The 18,277-nt window shown below is 35.7% G+C and carries 16 protein-coding genes and 1 pseudogene; 8 read left to right on the top strand and 9 right to left on the bottom strand.

Features of this window, described 5'->3' with window-relative positions; translation table 11 throughout:
• Positions 1–63: 63 nt before the first annotated feature.
• Positions 64–537, bottom strand: coding sequence for a GNAT family N-acetyltransferase (locus tag KHA93_RS16155; protein ID WP_213111677.1), 474 nt, complete (start codon positions 535–537; stop codon positions 64–66).
• A gap of 264 nt (positions 538–801) precedes the next feature.
• Between KHA93_RS16155 and KHA93_RS16160 the strand changes: the two genes are divergently transcribed.
• Positions 802–2,253: a L,D-transpeptidase family protein gene (locus KHA93_RS16160; RefSeq protein WP_213111678.1), complete on the top strand. Its 1,452-nt coding sequence runs from the start codon at positions 802–804 to the stop codon at positions 2,251–2,253.
• Between the two features lie 253 nt (positions 2,254–2,506).
• On the opposite strand, the gene KHA93_RS16165 is transcribed toward KHA93_RS16160, so the two are convergent.
• The 4 genes and pseudogenes from KHA93_RS16165 to KHA93_RS16180 all read right to left on the bottom strand — a co-directional run bounded on the left by KHA93_RS16165 (position 2,507) and on the right by KHA93_RS16180 (position 5,756).
• Complete coding sequence (locus KHA93_RS16165; protein ID WP_213111679.1) at positions 2,507–4,087, bottom strand: M56 family metallopeptidase; 1,581 nt, start codon at positions 4,085–4,087, stop codon at positions 2,507–2,509.
• 2 nt (positions 4,088–4,089) lie between these two features.
• Positions 4,090–4,452, bottom strand: a complete 363-nt coding sequence (locus tag KHA93_RS16170) for a BlaI/MecI/CopY family transcriptional regulator (RefSeq protein WP_213111680.1) — start codon at positions 4,450–4,452, stop codon at positions 4,090–4,092.
• 85 nt (positions 4,453–4,537) lie between these two features.
• A pseudogene (locus KHA93_RS23875) lies at positions 4,538–4,639 on the bottom strand (IS3 family transposase); the annotation flags it as partial.
• Positions 4,640–4,793: 154 nt separating this feature from the next.
• Complete coding sequence (locus tag KHA93_RS16180) at positions 4,794–5,756, bottom strand: helix-turn-helix transcriptional regulator (RefSeq protein WP_213111682.1); 963 nt, start codon at positions 5,754–5,756, stop codon at positions 4,794–4,796.
• A 110-nt stretch (positions 5,757–5,866) separates the two neighbouring features.
• Here KHA93_RS16180 and KHA93_RS16185 point away from each other — a divergent pair, with 110 nt between their 5' ends.
• Together KHA93_RS16185 and KHA93_RS16190 are read left to right on the top strand one after the other, a co-directional pair.
• The gene (locus KHA93_RS16185; RefSeq protein WP_213111683.1) at positions 5,867–6,346 is read left to right on the top strand and encodes a GyrI-like domain-containing protein; all 480 of its coding nucleotides are present in this window, start codon (positions 5,867–5,869) and stop codon (positions 6,344–6,346) included.
• Between the two features lie 22 nt (positions 6,347–6,368).
• Positions 6,369–6,833 (top strand): DUF8821 family protein, encoded by a 465-nt coding sequence (locus tag KHA93_RS16190; protein ID WP_213111684.1) that lies wholly within the window; start codon positions 6,369–6,371, stop codon positions 6,831–6,833.
• A gap of 360 nt (positions 6,834–7,193) precedes the next feature.
• Here the strand turns inward: KHA93_RS16190 and KHA93_RS16195 are convergent, their stop codons facing one another.
• The gene (locus KHA93_RS16195) at positions 7,194–7,778 is read right to left on the bottom strand and encodes a TetR/AcrR family transcriptional regulator (protein WP_213111685.1); all 585 of its coding nucleotides are present in this window, start codon (positions 7,776–7,778) and stop codon (positions 7,194–7,196) included.
• Between the two features lie 152 nt (positions 7,779–7,930).
• Between KHA93_RS16195 and KHA93_RS16200 the strand changes: the two genes are divergently transcribed.
• From KHA93_RS16200 to KHA93_RS16215, 4 genes are all read left to right on the top strand, one after another.
• Positions 7,931–8,665, top strand: a complete 735-nt coding sequence (locus KHA93_RS16200; protein WP_213111686.1) for a glucose 1-dehydrogenase — start codon at positions 7,931–7,933, stop codon at positions 8,663–8,665.
• Positions 8,666–8,715: 50 nt separating this feature from the next.
• A complete protein-coding gene (locus tag KHA93_RS16205) occupies positions 8,716–9,471 on the top strand; it encodes an SDR family NAD(P)-dependent oxidoreductase (protein WP_213111687.1) in 756 nt (251 codons plus the stop codon).
• A gap of 353 nt (positions 9,472–9,824) precedes the next feature.
• Positions 9,825–10,553, top strand: a complete 729-nt coding sequence (locus KHA93_RS16210; protein ID WP_213111688.1) for a hypothetical protein — start codon at positions 9,825–9,827, stop codon at positions 10,551–10,553.
• 42 nt (positions 10,554–10,595) lie between these two features.
• Complete coding sequence (locus KHA93_RS16215) at positions 10,596–11,837, top strand: polysaccharide deacetylase family protein (protein WP_213111689.1); 1,242 nt, start codon at positions 10,596–10,598, stop codon at positions 11,835–11,837.
• 245 nt (positions 11,838–12,082) lie between these two features.
• On the opposite strand, the gene KHA93_RS16220 is transcribed toward KHA93_RS16215, so the two are convergent.
• The 3 genes from KHA93_RS16220 to codB form a co-directional block, all read right to left on the bottom strand.
• Positions 12,083–13,327, bottom strand: a complete 1,245-nt coding sequence (locus KHA93_RS16220; protein WP_213111690.1) for a sensor histidine kinase — start codon at positions 13,325–13,327, stop codon at positions 12,083–12,085.
• Between the two features lie 171 nt (positions 13,328–13,498).
• Positions 13,499–14,767, bottom strand: a complete 1,269-nt coding sequence (locus tag KHA93_RS16225; RefSeq protein WP_213111691.1) for a cytosine deaminase — start codon at positions 14,765–14,767, stop codon at positions 13,499–13,501.
• Positions 14,757–16,031 carry a cytosine permease gene (gene codB, locus KHA93_RS16230; RefSeq protein ID WP_213111692.1) on the bottom strand — a complete coding sequence of 425 codons (1,275 nt, stop codon included), beginning with the start codon at positions 16,029–16,031 and terminating at the stop codon, positions 14,757–14,759. The genes KHA93_RS16225 and codB overlap by 11 nt, the downstream gene beginning before the upstream one ends.
• Positions 16,032–16,557: 526 nt before the next feature.
• On the opposite strand from codB, the gene KHA93_RS23315 reads away from it, so the two are divergent.
• Positions 16,558–17,883: an Ig-like domain-containing protein gene (locus KHA93_RS23315; RefSeq protein ID WP_233711193.1), complete on the top strand. Its 1,326-nt coding sequence runs from the start codon at positions 16,558–16,560 to the stop codon at positions 17,881–17,883.
• The last annotated feature ends 394 nt before the right edge of the window (positions 17,884–18,277 follow it).

Below are 18,277 nucleotides of genomic sequence, written 5' to 3' on the forward strand. Positions count from 1 at the left end.
ATTCGTGAAGCATAGTTACTTCTAGCATAGCGGATATTAATACAACACAGTTAAAAAATTGAATTAACTAACAAACACTTGTGTTACTCTTCCTTCTCCTACTCGTTCACTGAATTGTCCACTTGTGTATTCATTAATTACGTTTCTCCAAAATAATTGTGCAGGTTTATTTTTTTCGATTTGGAAAACTTCCCATTTCCCTCTATGTAAACGAAATATTTCTTTAGCGACTACTTTACCTAAACCCTCTCTTCGATACTTTTTCATAATAAAAAATTCAGAAATTAAAAAGTATGATTTAGTGTCTGTTTTAATCCATTTTGCGAGGACAAACCCGGCGTTATGTCCGTTCAACCTAACTAAATATGGGAAATGATCATCCTTTGTCCAATAGTCGCTCAAAGGATATTCACTAAATCTCCCATTTTCTTCAACATGTGCCTCAATATACTCAGAAAAATCATAAATATAGTATTGCAATAAGTTCTTAAGTGTTTCTTCGTGATCCAAACCCGCTTTAATAATCTCGTAGTCCATTTTTTTAACACCTTTCTTATTTCTTTCATATGTATATTCAATATGTCCTTTTAAAACCCTGCAAAAGTTAAAATTACGCAAGCTTTATTTTTTTCAATTAAAAATATAAATAAATTTATTACTTAAACAAAATACGACACATTCCACAAATAAAGTTTTGTAATATAATAGTAATAGTTTTAATAGTAATGTAAAATGATCAAAAGTCTTTTGAAAAAATCCATTATTTTAACATAATATCTGGGTTACCAATAAGCGGAGGGAATGTTAATGAGTGCGTTAAGAGAACCAGTTGTAGAACTTAATAAAGGACGGGGAAGGCGATCCAAACCGCGATCAAACCGTTTATTTATTGGAATTGGAATAACCATTGTGGTTATTGCACTAATATTTGCGGGGCTTAGCTATTATCAGGCAACCCGGTTCAATTCACAGATTACGATTAATGATGTAAAAGTCGGTGGATTGACTGCTGATAAGGCATTAAATAAATTAAAGACAACTACGTTAACAAACAGAGTCTATGTAGGAGAAGAACTCATCTTAGATGAAAAAAAGACAGAAATGGCATTTTCAAATCAAGATACACCTGAGATTAAGAAACTATTGAAAAGCCAGTGGACCTTTTTTCCATCCTCAGAGAAAAAAGGTTATTGGTTGATGCCGAAAAAGACGGATGAGTTTCGTAGCGAAACGATGACAAAGCAACTAGAAGAAAAGCTCCTATCCATGAATGAGAGCTTAGAAGCTCCCAAAGATGCAGTGGTGAAATTGGAAGGAGGAAAAATTGTCATCTCCAATAGTAGTGAGGGAGAACAGTATGATATCGCCGCTATATTAGAAGATTATAAGAATCAGAAATATACGAGTGATATCCATCTGAAAACTGCATTCATACAGCCAATCGCAGAGGATAATCCGATTATAAAAGAAGAAGAGAATAAGTATAAGGATTTCCTGCAAAGAACAGTGGATTTTAAAGTGCAGGACAAAGTATATACGTTAAAAGCTAGTGAATTAATTAAAGATGCTACGATTTCAAAAGATAATGATGTGAGCATCACCGCAAGTGACATTCAGAAAAAAATAGATGAAATAAATGGCTCTCAATCAACATTAAATAAAAATTTCAAATTTAAGACCCATTCAGGAAAGGTCATTTCGGTAAAAGGGCAAGGCTATGGCTGGGCATTAGATGCTGAGAAAGAAGCAGCACTTGTTCAGGAAGCTTTTGAAAACGGCGAAACATCCATTTCGGCATCTAATATTTACGGTCATGGGTGGACGAATGAAGGGATTGGCTATGAAACTACAGCAAATAATGGAATTGGCGACACGTATGCTGAAGTATCCATTGCCGAACAGCGTATATGGATATATAGAAATGGAAAATTAGCTGTTACAACGCATGTCGTGACCGGAAAACATAGCACCGGTGAAGATACGTCTCCTGGAGTTTGGTATATCCTTTTTAAACGAACACCATACACGCTTAAAGGCAGTGCAGTAGGTAAAGCTGATTATGCCATTGAGGTAAAATATTGGGCTCCGTTTACAAACAGCGGGCAAGGATTCCACGATGCCAGCTGGCGATCAAACTGGGCAGGTAATGCCTATCTATCAAATGGTTCAGGCGGCTGCGTCAACACACCACCTAGTATTATGAAAACCGTGTATGATAACCTTAATACTTACGACCCAGTTGTGGTTTATTAAGAAGGACGGATCTTGAGCTTCCTACTAAGGAAGATCAAGCCCCGTCCCTTTTCTTTTCAAAAACCTCATTTACTTATTGTACGGTTCACCGTAACACTCAAAGGCGAAGTCTTCCCGTTTTACAGGAGGACCTCGCCATAAGTATTCAGGAATTAGATACGATAAGAAGAATGGCTATTTGCTAACGCTTCACTCGTTGTAAATTCATTGAGTGATGCTCTAATAAGATCAGTCAGCCCCTATTTCTGCATGCTCAAGAGTTCAGTTCAGATTCATATTTTTCAAGCTTTTCAAAAACACCATCAACCCATACTTGGTCATCCCATAGTTTTGGACCATGAAGTTTTCTATCAGCGGGATGACCTGTTACTATTGTATCTACACCATCTTTGTTTCCAAAGTACAAATCAACCATTTTTAATGCCTTGTTTTCAGCTTGAACTAACATCTTGAAGTTCATTCCAGACCCTCGGTTCGAAAAAGGTAAACTTACGTAGTAGAGATTTCCATCAAACCTCTTGAATTCTACTTCCTTGAATTCATTTTCTAAACCGAAAATTACACCGATTCCTCCCTTTAATTCCTGTCTTTGTTCTAACTCTAACATTTTATTAGTAAATTTAAGAAGATTCTCGTTAGATATATAATTTTTAAATGATACTGCTTTTTGTTCTGCAATAGCTCCGGTATATAAATTCACAAAAGCTGTTCCAAATGCTTCAACGGTTTCTTGATCATCATCACTAACCTGATTTCCTTTAATTGTAAATTGTTGATTTGCTAGGTCTCTTAATATATCTGCTGCTGATTTCTCTGGTAGTTCAAAATAAACTTCTTCACCTGATGATATATTCTTTGAGCTAGTAATTTGTTCTAAATCATCTATCACCTTAATTTTAGGATTGGCTATCAATCCAATCCCAACTGCTATCATAATGGTAATTGAGAAAGCAAGTACCCAAAACCTTGGTTTTCTATAATTTAAAACGTTTTTAATCCTCCCTTTTACATTTCCCTCACCAAAAGCAAGCGGACTTCCATTCAATATCCGTCTATCAGTAGCAAGTGATAATAATGATGATGCGTAAGATTTTTTTATATAAGTATCATAATTCAGATTTTTCAGCACACGCTCATCACAGGAAAATTCCATATCCCTACTCATTAACATGAATGCTACCCATACAAGAGGATTAAACCAGTGAACGGACAATACCAAGAAGGCTACTAGCTTAATGATATGATCATATCGTTTAATGTGAGTCTGTTCGTGTAGCAGGATGTAGCTGCGCTCCTCAGCATGAAGTCCAACGGGCAAATAAATCTTTGGACGTATCAAGCCAAGCACAAACGGTGTTTTCAAATTCTCAGCTTCGTAGATATTCTGCTCTATTAATTGTGCGTTTTTAAGCTGTTTCTTCAAGAGTAATACAGATACAAGACTATAAATAAGCAATGCTATCATACATAAAACCCAAATATATGAACCGATCTGTAAGTAATTCTGCAAATGATTCACGCTATTCCCAGCAGTCTGTGCCGGAAGTGGCCCGCCTACAAATGAATCGACCACTTCTATCCCGCTATTAATCTGTGGACTTTGCTGATGTATACTATCTTGAGGGATTGGATTCCTCTCCCTATTCCTTGGCAACAGACTAAATACACTTTCAAATGTGAATGGAACAACAAGTCGGAAAGCTACCACGCCCCATAAGGCATAAGAGATGACCTTCGGGGCTTTTTTAAGTAATAGTCTGATTAATATCACAACAAGAATGACATAGCTTGCTGTAAGGCTCATATCTAAAACAGACAGAAATAGTTCGCTCATGATTACAGCTCCTTGTGCTCATCAATCAGCTTTTTCAGCTCCTCCGCTTGGCGGTTACTTAATTTTTTTCCTCCCATAAACGCTGTTAAAAATTTGGGCAATGACCCTCCATAGGTATCTTCAACGAAACGTACGCTTTGATTTGCGTAATATTCATCCTTTGTAATCAAAGATGACACTACTGAATTTTCATTTTGAAAAAACCCTTTTTCACACAATTTTTTCAGCACGGTATAGGTTGTAGACTTTTTCCAATTCATTTCTTTTCCACATAGTTTCACAAGATCACCAGAACCAATTGGTTCGTTTTTCCAGATTAATTCCGTGAACTTTATTTCGCTTTCTGTAAGTTTGTATCTTTTCATTTTATCACTCCTTGGTCTATAAAATATCGACCTTATATTCCTAGTCTATATCTTATAGACCAAATGTCAATAGTAGATTGTTAAATTATTGAGCAGAGGTCACCTTTTTTAAATTCCATTGATATCTGTGATTGTTGTAATAATTCATGTACTCCTTAATTTCCCGTTTTAGCTCTTCTAGTATTAGAAGTTCAATAAAGAACAGTACTGATAAAAATGCTATTCCCCTTTTAAAGTATTTCTGGCATTCAGAAACCTTTATCTTTTCTGGGTGAGCGAAATTAAATGTTAACTGGCAAATGGCCAAGCTTATAATGATTTAGGGTTTTAACTGACACTGCTTATGGGTAAAATAAGCATAATCTCTCTTGCAAGCCTTCTAAGACTTCTTCTGGCACTTCCCTGACCTTGATATCCCCACCTAGGAAAAGTAACCAATTTGTTATTTCGGTCAATTCTTCGGGATTATTAACATTGATAAAAGTCTTTAGAATGGCTGTGGTTTGGTAAGGATTTGTATAGGAAATTGAAACTTTTAAAGGATGGTATTTTTTAAACTGGGCAATCGCCTTTGGACCAAGTTCAAGAATAAGGTTAATTAATTCTTCCTGTTTACTTAGTTTTTCTAAAATCTTTTTCCTGCTTAATCTTTTTTTCGTAGGGAATGGTTTGACATTGGTGAGATTGTCGACAGGGAAAATCCGCCTCTGTTCATCCTTTAAATCAAAACCTTCAATCAGCCAAACGCCTTTTTCATGATAAAGGTGCAAGAGATAAATTGGATAAGACAGTATTATTTTCTCTACTTTGATGGTAATCAATAAATAGCTATCCAAAAGAAGGATTTGGATGAGTTTTTCTAACATGGGATGGGGTAGGTCTGACAGATCAAGTAGGTCTGGATTATTGGGGTTGGTCCCTTCAAAGAGCAAGATTTGATTTAAAAGAACAAGGTCATCTTGCTGGTTTTCTGAGATGAGGCCTAGTAATTTTTCAGCTAAAGACTGACGACTCTTAAGATAAGGAAGTTGTTGATTTCTCGTGGCCATAAAGGCAATAAAAAGAGCTTTAATCTCATTATCGGTAAAGCGAACAGTAGGCAGGACAGAGTTGTTCATGACAAAATAGCCCCCATCCCTTCCAACTTCAGCGACAAGTGGCATCCCCATGGCTTCAATTTCTCTTATATCTCTAATAGCTGTCGAACGAGAGATGTTAAATTCTCGCATGATTTCAGAGATTGTAAAGTGGGAGCGATTATTGATATACCTCATAATGGTATTAATCCGTTCAACTTTTTTCATCGGGGCTCCTAAACAGTATCATTTTTTGACATGATTTAAGGCTATCATATACTTATCAAGTGCAGACGACAAGCCATTTGATAAATTTAAAAAAGAGGAAGGTTTTGAATATGGCAGATTATACTCTAGAAGAAAAAGACAGCTTTACCGTGTTAGGTATTGGAACTGAGCTTGAGAGCGATTACACAGACTTTGCTGGCATCACCAAGGAAAAGGCAGACTTCTGGTTGGCCATCAAACAAGATGGAAGGCTTGATACTTTACAAGCCATAGCTACAAATGATTACATTTTTGCCGTAAACGAAGCGGTGAATAACAAGATGATGTATTATGCTGGCGTTATGACAGATGAATCGATACAAGAAGAATCCAGAGTTATCCAGTTTCCTAAAGGGGAATACCTAGTTGTGAAAGGGGAAGCAACGACGGCTGATGAGATGAGTAATAAGCTTACTGGCATTGCCTTTGGTCAAGTGTTACCAGAAGCCAAGAATTTCGCCTATGTTGGTGGGCCAAATACAACGGTTGAGATGGGGCAGCGAAACGGGTTAGTATTTGGTGAAATGTGGATTCCTGTTGTTAGGAAATAAAGAGATAAAAGGAGAGATGGAATTGTCCTATATCGTTGATTTTAAAAATGTGTCTACGGTTGGTTTAGAGTCTTCACCAGTAGTAGAAGCGCTTGCTGGTTTACGTGCTAATGAGGCCCGTTACTTTATGAACAAATACAAGCATGAATTTACGGTTGTACCAGCTAGCGAAAGCCAAGAGACCCTTGATTATGTGAACCGAATTTTGAAAGAAGAACGTGATATTGAGTTTGCAGCCAAACCTTTAGAAACGTCTCGTTTTCAAGTGGAAAATATCAAAATGGCCTATGTCTTTTACGAGGATGGCCTTTCAGTAAACGTCATGTATACGGTTGATGACCCTAAGAAGCGGGCTGTTGGTTTTAAGCTTTCTGATGGGATGGAAGTACCAAAGGAGTTAGAAGAGAAGTTTAAGTTTGCTAGGCAAAAGTCTAAACTAGCTGGAACCATTCGAGGCTCGTATTTTGTAATTAAAGGAGAATATTAAAGTAAGTAAAAGCGCAAGTAGAGGAATTCAATCATTCTTTTTCTTCATTTGGATAAGAAAATCCTTATTGACCAAAAAATTTAGATTCATCACAAGGGCAAAAACAGCCATTCATGCAACAAATGTTTATCTAGGCATTCAAAGATCAAAAGCGTATTTTTATTAGACGTTCCTTTTTCGAAGTATTCAATAAAAATAGAACAGTCATATTGAAATTTCAAAACCCAATTTTAAGCCTCTTATTTAAGAGTCTCCAAAAATTGGGTTTTATTTGGAATTAGATCTGGTAAGTTCTAATCCCACTGGCTAATTCCGAATTTATATTGTCTATATTAAAGATTGCGACGCACATCACTTATTTCATTTTTTAAGAACAATCGCCTCTTTAAACATCTTGTTTTGTAAATACGATAATTTTTTCGCCATCACTTCAGGAGAATCTTTGAAATCCTGCTGAATCCAATATATAAAAAAGCCGAGACTTCCATATGTTAGGAAATAATTTAATGCAGGAATTTCAATTTCTGTTGTCTCACCCAGTCTTAGTTCGGTACTAGATACTTGTACTAGACTTTCACAAAATTGATTTTGCGAGCCCGGAACTACTTCTCCTTTTATAATGAGTGAAAAAACAAATTGATTTTGATACATAAATTCAAAAAGAGGCAGATGTCGTTGTTCATTCTCTGACGAAAAGCGCTCTAAATTTTGATAGCTTTTACGAAAATAAGTAATTAATTCATTTAAATAATCATCGAATATCGCAGCTAATAAAGTGTGTAAATCCTTATAATGCGAATAAAAGGTAACTCGGTTACATTGAGCATATTGCGCTACCTCCGTAACGGAGAGCTCATTTAACTCCTTTTCCTTTAATAATTCCAATAACGCATGCTTTAATTTTTTTTGCGTCCTCACTGATCGGCGGTCTTCGTTATTTGTCATAGGTTATGGTGATCCCCCTATAATATTTAAAAAAATAGACGTATTTATTATGACATTAAACATTTTATTGGACAACTCTCGTATTTTCTGTTAATTTACATATGTAGTTTATTTTTATTATACTACCATAGTATTTACAGGAGGAATAAAACATGGCTCGTTTAGACGGAAAAATTGCGATTATCACTGGTGCTGCTCAAGGTATGGGGGCTTCACATGCACGAAAATTCGTCGAAGAAGGCGCAAAAGTCGTTTTAACAGATTTAAATGAAGAAAAAGGAAAAGCCCTTGCAGCAGAACTTGGCGAAAACGCTTTGTTCGTCAAACACAATGTTACAAGTGCTGATGATTGGGCAACGGTCGTATCCGAAACAGAAAAAGCCTTTGGCTCGGTAAATGTTTTAGTTAATAATGCTGGGATTACTATGGCAAAATCAATATTAGAACTAACGGAAGAAGAATATCGCCGTATTGTAGACATTAACCAAGTTTCCGTATTTTTAGGTATGAAGGCTGTAATTCCAGTTATTCAAAAAGCCGGAGGCGGTTCAATCGTCAATATTTCATCTTTAAATGGAATTGTTGCTGGTGCAATCGGTTATACAGATACAAAATTCGCCGTACGTGGTATGACAAAAGCAGCTGCAATTGAATGTGCTCATTACGGAATTCGTGTAAACTCTGTTCACCCAGGTGTGATTGCAACCCCAATGGTTGTTCAAGAAGATACAAAAGCAGCAGTAGAAGAATTCTCTAAACATATTCCTTTAAAACGTGTTGCACAACCAGAAGAAGTTTCAAACTTAGTAGTTTACCTAGCCTCCGATGAGTCAAGCTATTCAACAGGAGCTGAATTCATCGTCGATGGCGGCTTAGCAGCCATGTAATTCAGGTATACCTTAAAGATCTCTTACTCTCATATACGAGGAGAAAATAAATGAAAAAACTACAGGATAAAGTTGCAATTATTACAGGAGCTGCTCGTGGAATCGGCGCTGGTATTGCTACAGCTATGGTAAAAGAGGGAGCAAAGGTTGTAATCGTTGATTTAAATGAAGAATCAGGTAAACAAACTGAAGCGGAACTTAAAAAATATTCACCTGAATCATTTTATTTAAACTTTAATTTAATGCAACATCAAGAATTGCATAAAATAGTAGAAATGACAGTAGAGAAATTTGGTAGATTAGATATTTTAGTTAACAATGCTCATGCTTCTAAACAAATAATGTTTGAAGAAACAGAACAAGAACATTTCGATTTTTCATTTGGTACAGGATTTTATCCCACTTTCTATTTAATGAAAGCAGCAATGCCTTATTTAAAAGAAACGAAAGGTAATATCATTAATTTTGCTTCTGGTGCGGGACTACTTGGCCAACCAACACAAACATCTTATGTTGCAGCTAAGGAAGCAATCCGTGGTATTACAAGAGTAGCTGCAAATGAATACGCTCAATTTGGTATTACAATTAATATCATTTCACCAATTGCAAATTCTGAAGGTGTTCAACAATGGGCGAAAGACTTCCCTGAAATGTATGATGGTGTGTTACAAACTATACCTTTAGGACGATTTGGTGACCCTGAAAATGATATCGGAAAAGTAGCCGTATTCCTAGCTTCAGAAGATAGCAAATATATTACTGGTCAAACCATTATGGTTGATGGCGGTTCTATTATGCTTCGATAAACATCACATATATAAGGATGTATATTTTAATTACCTGTAGCTTTAAAGAAAAGCCTATTCAAGATGCTATTGTTCTTGAGTAGGCTTGTTTGCTTTTTGGAAAAAACCTCATTTACTTATGATACGATTCGCCGTGACTAATGAGAATGATATTTTCTGTTCTTCCATTCTAAAACCCCAAAACTCACTATTTGAAGTATTTTTCATTAAAACCATCTATATTTATTCAACAATTTACATTTTTCGACAAATTTAAACCAAATAGGACTTTCTTATTATTTAATACTATTTTTTCTGTGTTAATATTTTTATTAGATTAGGTCTTTAATCTTATATAATTAGGGGGAGATATTTTGACCAAGGAAACAGACAAAACAAGAATTAGTTGGTTTAAGGGCGTTCTGTCTAATCAAAACCAACTGGATAAAAATAGTCCAGTACAGGAAGGAGCAGTAACGGAGATAGCGGCAGAAGAGTCTGACCAGCCTGTTATAAATAGCAATATCCAGTTATTCTCAAAAGATAACCAGGATAAAATAGCATCGGATGTTATTGCTTCTATCGAAAACATGCTTAAGGATCGTCAATTATTGTCATATAAGAATATTGGGCTTGAAGATCAATTATATTCAGCAAATGAAACAATTAATCGTTTTAAGCATGATCTAATTAAGAAAGACCAACTTTTACAAGAAAAAAATAAAGAAATCCGTGACTTAGAAAACAGCCTGACGAGCAAACAAATGTTGTACGATCAGCTCCTTGAAGATTATAAGGAATATCAAGCGAAATCTAACATGGAATATGAAGAGATCTCAAATCAACTTGAAAAAGAAACTGCTAAATACAATAAGCTTTATGAAGAATCTACTAATGTTCAATATCAAAATATGTTAACAATCCAAAAACTTGAAGATAAAATTAGAAACCTAGAAATAGAAAATAATAAATATGTTGAACAATATCAAAAAATTGTAAATGATAAGAAAGAATTAATGCAAACCATCAATGATTTTACTGAGAGAATGTCCTTTACTTTTTCAACAAAGACAAATGCTTCGAATCCAATAGAATCAGAATAAACCCACTGGTGGTTTGTTTAATGTCTAGGGAGGGAGGGCACAATGTCAGTATACCAAGGAAAAGTCATTGAACTATTAGCTATTGAAAAGGAAAATGAAAAAGTATTTTTACGCATAAAATTATCCTTTGAAACAGAAGTTGAACTGTTTTGGGAAATTGACAGAGATACTGCTGAAAATTTAATAACAATTTCTAACCTTACTGGGAATCATAAATACAGATTATCTTTACATACAACATTGGACCCCCATAAAGGGCAATTTATAAGTAGCATTACAAAAACATACCGTGATAAAAGTGAACGGATTGGTTTTGTCTGTTCTGTGGGTTACAAAAACAATTTGGATTCTATTAAAAATACCCAAAGTATGAACGACTTAATAAAACTACCATTTCTATCTATAGAACAATCTGCAATTGATGGAGAAAAAATTGAACAAAAAAATGAAGTAGTGATTCCAAAAGCATATACGTTTCCGTTTAAATGGGTATATGCTACTTTGATTGGTGCTATATTGGTCCTGCTTTTTGGATTTTTTAATAACATTTATTTACATAAGAATACAATGAATGATACAACAATAGCCAAAGCTCAGGTTAAAACTGCAGAAGTCCAATTAGATACTATAGAATCCGTTGTGGCACCTGTTTCCGAATTACCTGAATTAGTAAAAGACGATACTGTTCAGCTTGGTCTTCCCTATTTAGAAATCGAAGACTCCGTAGCTTTCAGCCTTCCGGCAGGCAACGTAGCCCTTACATTCGATGATGGACCATCTAAATACACGGAAGAGATTGTTGATATTTTAAAGCACTATAAGGTTGGTGGTACTTTTTTCTTTATAGGAATGAATGTAAAAAAACATCCTGACGCTGTTCGATATGTTCAATCCAATGGATACTCGATTGGCAGCCATTCTATGAATCATCCAAAAATGTCAGAACTACCCTATGAAAAACAAGTAGATGAACTTATACAGTCTACTAAAGCAATCGAGGAGATTACGAATGAAAGAGTAATCCTTTTTAGACCACCTTATGGAGCATTTAATAAACAGACAAAAGAGGTCCTATATGATTACCAGGAGAAAATGATACTTTGGAATATAGATCCAAAAGATTGGATGACTCGTGATGCAGAAAAAATATTTAATTATATTAATAAAAGTGATGGTTCCGGTGCAATAATAATTTTACACGAGTCTCAAGCTGTCATTGATGCCTTACCGAGAATAATTGAGTATTTACAAGAAGAAAATCTAAATATTGTTAGTATACAGTAAAATATAGAGTGCATAAAAAACTCTTTTATTGATGTCAATACTTTAATTAATAAACATCAAATACATTTATACTAATTATTATCGTAGAAAATAGATCCTATTAGTCAATGAATTACATTGCTCTAAAGGGATCTATTTTTTAGGTTCCTATATTCACATATAAAACCTCATTTACTTATGATACGGTTCACCCTGAAAAATCATAACAAGATTTTATTTTGAAGGGCACTGCAGGATTCGTACTCCTATTTCTTAATATAACTATTACCTTTTGACCATATTGTATTATTCTTTGATGGAAAGCGAATCGTAACCGTAGTTCCTTTACCTTTCGAACTTTGGACATCAATGGTGCCTTTATATTTTTCTGCAATGTTATAGCAAATCATCATACCTAATCCCGTCCCTTTACTTTTTAAAGAGTAAAAAGGAGTACCTAAAGACCCAACTTCTGCTTCCGACATTCCATGTCCATAGTCGATTACTTTAATCTCAACAAAATCGTTCTTCATATCAGCTGTTATCTTAACCGAATCACCAATTTCGGATGCCTCCATTGCGTTTTTAATAATATTTATTAATAATTGTTTAAATTCTATGGTGTTAGCGGCGATAAAACATTCTTCTGTCACATTTAAATCAATATTATTATCATGCAAAAGTCCATATGAATGAAGTAAATCAGTTACACTCTGAAGAACATTCTTTACATTCACTGTTTCCATTTCTTGATCTTTATTTGGTTTTGCAACAGACAACAATTGAGAAATCACGTACTCAGCTGAATTCAATTCACCAATCATCAAAGAATAATGTCTCTTTATGTCATCACTAACGGAAGTATCTTTTTCGTATAGCTCTAAAAATCCTTTTACAACTGTCAAAGGATTTCGTATTTCATGAGCAACAGCTGCTGCTAGTTGGCCACTTATCTTCAAACGCTCTGTCTGTTTTATTTGTTCATAATATAGTAGCTGTTTTTTTAAACGTCCATACGATAAATAAAATACAAAATAGATAATCACTTGACTCCCTATAAAGTTTATAACATTTCCTATTAAATCCTGTTTAATAAAGTAATATCCTTGACTAACTAGCACAATATAACTAAATGTAAACATTATGGATACACTATTTAATACTAAAGAAAAATAAAAAAGCTTGGCATCAAAAAACAAGATAGAGATTATTGGAATAAAACATAGAAAGATAAAGGTGGACCCAGTATCTGGATATAAAAAGAAAAGCGTATAAAAATAAACGGACGCTACTATCATTATGATCATTCTAAAAACACGGGTTACATATCTAGGGTAAAGCAATAGACAGACAGATAGAATGACAATAAGTACAACATGCAAGATAAAACCGGCCCCATGCTCACCCATACGAGGATTACCAATAAATAACCCCATTATCATAATGGCTATTAGAACTAACATTGTAATATAATATACTTTTTTATTTATATTAGTATAAAATTCCTTCATACATACCCCTTGTTTTTTGCTTTATTAGTATTTTCCCATGTATATATTACCATACATTTACATCTTAATATGAAAATTAGGAAAACTTGGAAGGACAAACATTATCTTTAGTCGCAAGGTATGACTATCACTAAAAAAGCGCAACTTTATTAAAGTTGCGCATAATTCTCACTATCTATTAAAATTAACTTTCTCTTCAATTTTGTTTAATGTGATTGTTGCTTCACTTGGCTTTGTTTTAGCAATCAGCTTTCCATTTCTAAAGGAATACGTAGCGACCGCTTGCTTGCGAATAGCTTCATATTCATTTTCTGCAGACAAGACAATGAAATTAGCTGGTTTACCTTCCTCAATTCCGTAATTCTCTTCAATTTGTAGTGTTTTGGCACTATTTTTCGTAATTAAATCAATGGAATTGACGATTTGCTCGTAGCCCATTAATTGCGAAGCATGAATACCCATATGCAATACTTGAAGCATATTTCCTGTTCCTAGTGGATACCATGGGTCAAATATGTCATCGTGGCCAAAGCAAACGTTTAGCCCCGCTTCCTGTAATTCTTTTACCCTTGTTAGTCCTCTTCGTTTTGGATATGTATCAAATCTTCCTTGTAGATGAATATTCACAAGTGGATTGGATACAAAGTTAATGGAAGAAAGCTTTAATAGGCGGAATAATTTATACGTATAGGCATCATTGTAAGAGCCCATTGCCGTTGTATGGCTCGCTGTTGTACGAGTACCTATTCTACGTTCGTATGCCTCTTTTGCGACAACTTCCACAAAACGCGATTGTTCATCATCGATTTCATCGCAATGAATGTCAACTAACCGATCATATTTTTCAGCAAGGTCAAAGGCAATTTTTAATGAATCCACTCCATACTCTCTCGTAAATTCAAAGTGAGGAATACCACCTACTACGTCCGCGCCCATCTTCAATGATTCCTCAAGCAATTCGACCCCATTAGGATAAGAAAGGATGCCTTCTTGTGGAAAAGCCACAAGCTGAATATCTACAAAAGGAGCCATTTCTTCCTTTACTTCCAGCATGGCTTTTAATGCTGTTAACTCTGGATCTGTTACATCAACATGTGTACGAACGTGCTGAATCCCTTGAGCAATTTGCCATTTTAACGCATGCTTAGACCTTGTTTTCACATCTTCTATCGTTAATGTTTCTTTTCGTTGCGCCCATCTTTGAATCCCTTCAAACAAGGTGCCACTGATATTCCACTCTGGCTCACCAGCTGTTAAAGTAGTATCTAAATGGATATGCGGCTCAATAAACGGAGGAAGGACTAGAGAACCATTAACATCAATGATTTCTTTTCCTTCAACATCTCCAAGTGTTTGCGTCACTTTATTGAACTTGCCGTCTTCTATTAATAAGTGCCAAAGTCCATCTTTCCCTCTAAGCTTTGCATTTTTAATGATCACTGATTACCCCGCCCTTATCATTTATTTTACTCATAGATGTTTGTTGCTGAGGAAGACATTTCATTACAACGACATAAATAATGGCAGACCCTAATAGTGCATTGATTGGAGGGATGCCCGGTGCAAATTTTGCAATTGCAACTCCACTTACCCACGCGAAGATCGCAACCCAATTAACTGCTTTAAATGTCATTGTTTCAAATGGTTCGTATTTTCCACGTTTTAAAATAAAATAATCTGCTAATATAATTGCTCCAATCGATGGTAGCGCGGAGCCTAAAACGGTTAAAAACCCAACAAAATTATTGTAAAGCCACATTGCTGCAATTGTACCAACAATCCCATTAAAGACGACAACTTTCTTTTTTGCTATTTTCGTGATATTTGCATATCCAAGTCCTGAAGCGTATAACGCACTATCATTCGTTGTCCAAATATTTAATCCGAGGACAATGATGGCTGGAATCATTAACCCTTGTAAAAACATCACGTCCGAAATATCGGCTTTATTGTAAACCATCGCTCCGACTGCGCCAAATAAAAACATGAGCGAATTTCCAAGAAAGAAAGCAATGATATTTGCAGTTACAGCAGAACGTGATGTCTTAGCAAAACGGGCAAAGTCGGGCGTAAGCGTACCAGCACTAATAAAAGAGCCGATACAAATGGTTAATGCCAATGCAACGCTAATTGCCTGTGTCGGTTCATAAGCGAACAATTCTTTAAATCCCCCAGCTGTTTCAGCGGCATCAAACATCGAATAACTGCCAAAAATCGCAATTGCCGGCACAGCAATGATTCCTAAAATGGTTAAAGTCTTCATCCCGAATATGGCCGATGCCGTCATCAACAAACCAAAAATTGTGATTAATAGATAGACATTGGCACCAGTCGCTTTTGCAACTGGGACTGCAAACATCGCAAGTCCAACACCAAACCAACCTACTTGAGTTGAAGCTAGTAAAAATGAAGATAAATATGAACCTTTTTCTCCGAAAGCATAGCGAGTCAACAAATGAGTGGATAATCCCGTTTTTGCTGCAATATGAGCCAATGATCCTGTATAAAGCCCGAGTACTAGATTACCCGCTAACACAATCCAGATAAAACTGGAAAATGACAATCCTGTTCCTAATGTTCCTCCAGACCACATGCTTGCTGAGAAAAAACATAGTGAGAGCATAACCGCAAGAATCTTCCAAAATCCATTACGATTCGCCTGAGGCACTGCCTGAAACGAGAATTCTTTATCTACCTTTGACATACCAATTCCCCCAATAAGTTAGTTGATTAGAAAACTGGTACCGAAGAAAAACTTCGATTACGTTAGACGACTAGGAAATGAAAAAAGCTTCTTGCCAATATCCCGACAAGAAGCTTCTTTACATAAAGAACATGGGGTATCCTCCACACAGGCTACCCAAGCAATGATCATTATTCCGCTGTCCTTGTCAGCCTCTCTGGACTGAATTAAAGGTACCAGTATTTAATTAAGATATATTATTGCATAAAAAGTTAGGCCTGTCACCATAAAATTTGTCACATACGATAGAAAAATGATGCTTGATATTACCCCCAACCTGAAAAACCTCACTTACATGTGGTACGGTTCACCGTAATTTATTCCCTCTTAAAAATGTTCTAAAAGACTTATCCATACATATTTTGTTAGAGGAAACGTTCGTTGTTCGAAGGGGAAAAAGAATTATTAAACTACTAAAAAATTATTTATCTTCGGATAACGCCTAGCAAAATTGAATATATTTTTAAAAAAGGAGGGAGTAACCTAAATGCAATTGAAAAATGCTGTAAAAGTTTTTATGTTTTTTTTAATCATGTTTAACCTTATCGGCTTATCTGTTCAAGCAAATACAGGGGACCGGCAAACGCCGTACTCCGCGTTTAAAAAGCACAAAATAACCTATCAGTACTATTCGTTTTATCCAAAGAGAACGATGGAGTTGCAGCTGATGGAAATCTATAATGGAGACGAAGCCAATCGAATTATTCATAGAGAATACGAGAGTAATCCTCAGCCGAAAGATGATGAAGAGTGGATTTTAATGAAATTTCATATCAAATATGTTTCCGGACCTGAGGAATTACTTCAAATTGGCGACTTCATTTCTAGTTATACGGATCAAAATTTTTTCACACCAGATGGAAAGCAAATTAGAAACCTTGGGGCGGCTTCATTTTATGATGAATATGTTGGCTATGATGAATTTGCCGTAAAACTATACCCAGGGGGTGAATCAGACGTCATTTATCCCCTTCTCGTTAAAAAATCAGTTGGTGGATATCCATGGATACGAATTAAAACAAACTCAGATGATAATGCTGATTCATTTGCTTGGTTCAACACAAATCCACACTATGTGGAGCCTATTGATGCAACAAGCGTGAAATTGAATAAAACAAACACTCGCTTAGGTGCTGGAACCTCCGAAAAACTCACTGCGATCATTCAGCCGGAAAATACTACTAATAAAAAATTAACTTGGGCAAGCAGCAATAGTACTGTTGCCAAGGTCAATACCGATGGAACCGTCATCGCTTTAAAAGCTGGCAGTACAAAAATTACAGCGAAAACTTCCAATGGGAAACTTGCAACTTGCAGTGTAACAGTTGTTCCTGTCATTAGCGTTGTTTCAAGTGCAGGAAAATCTGTTGGCAATAATGCGGTATTAAATAAAAATGTTACCGTTAAAATAACCAATAATAAATTAAAGTCGAAGGCTGTAACAAAGAATGGGAGCAAAATTACTTGGCCATCCTCCAACACATTTACGAAAGACGGAAAATACAAGATAACAGTGAAGGATGGATACGGAAAAACATACACATATAGTTTCACGATTGATAAAAAAGCACCATTAGTTCCTACGGTAAATAAAATTACTAGTAAAACCACAACCGTTACCGGAACAGCCGAAAAGGGTGCGACCGTATATATTTACAAAGGGAGCAAATACCTTGCCAAAGGAACTGCCAACAATAAAGGAACGTACCAAATAAAAATAAAAAAACAAACGAAGGGAACCACACTAAAAATCTTTGCTAAAGACGCTGCCGGCAACCAAAGCAAAACTAAAACCGTTAAAGTAGTGCAATAATATGAACGGTGTCAGGCACCATGTGAATGATCACATGGTGCCCGACACCGTTTGTTTTTGATATAGGTCATTTTCATCAAGAAATAAATTTATTAAAAAAAGGGGCTGTCCAGAGTCTTGGTAATTGATTTATGGAAACCCCTGTTAACCTTGACTGTTGATTTCCGCTGCAGGTGTTTCGCTTTCCACGGGCGGTACGGGGAGCTTCTCGGCGCCACAGCGCCTGCGGGATCTCCCCTGCCCCGTATTCCCGCAGGAGTCTCACACCTTCCGCTACCATCAACATTGTGCCAAAATCAATTATGTGCTTTTATTGGAGAAAAACGACCTGTTTTCCTCACTTGTTAATTTTAGGGACTTTTTAGACAGCCCCAAAATTATCGGCGGTAAATCC

Source organism: Lederbergia citrisecunda (assembly GCF_018343695.1).
Classification (GTDB): domain Bacteria; phylum Bacillota; class Bacilli; order Bacillales; family Bacillaceae_C; genus Lederbergia; species Lederbergia citrisecunda.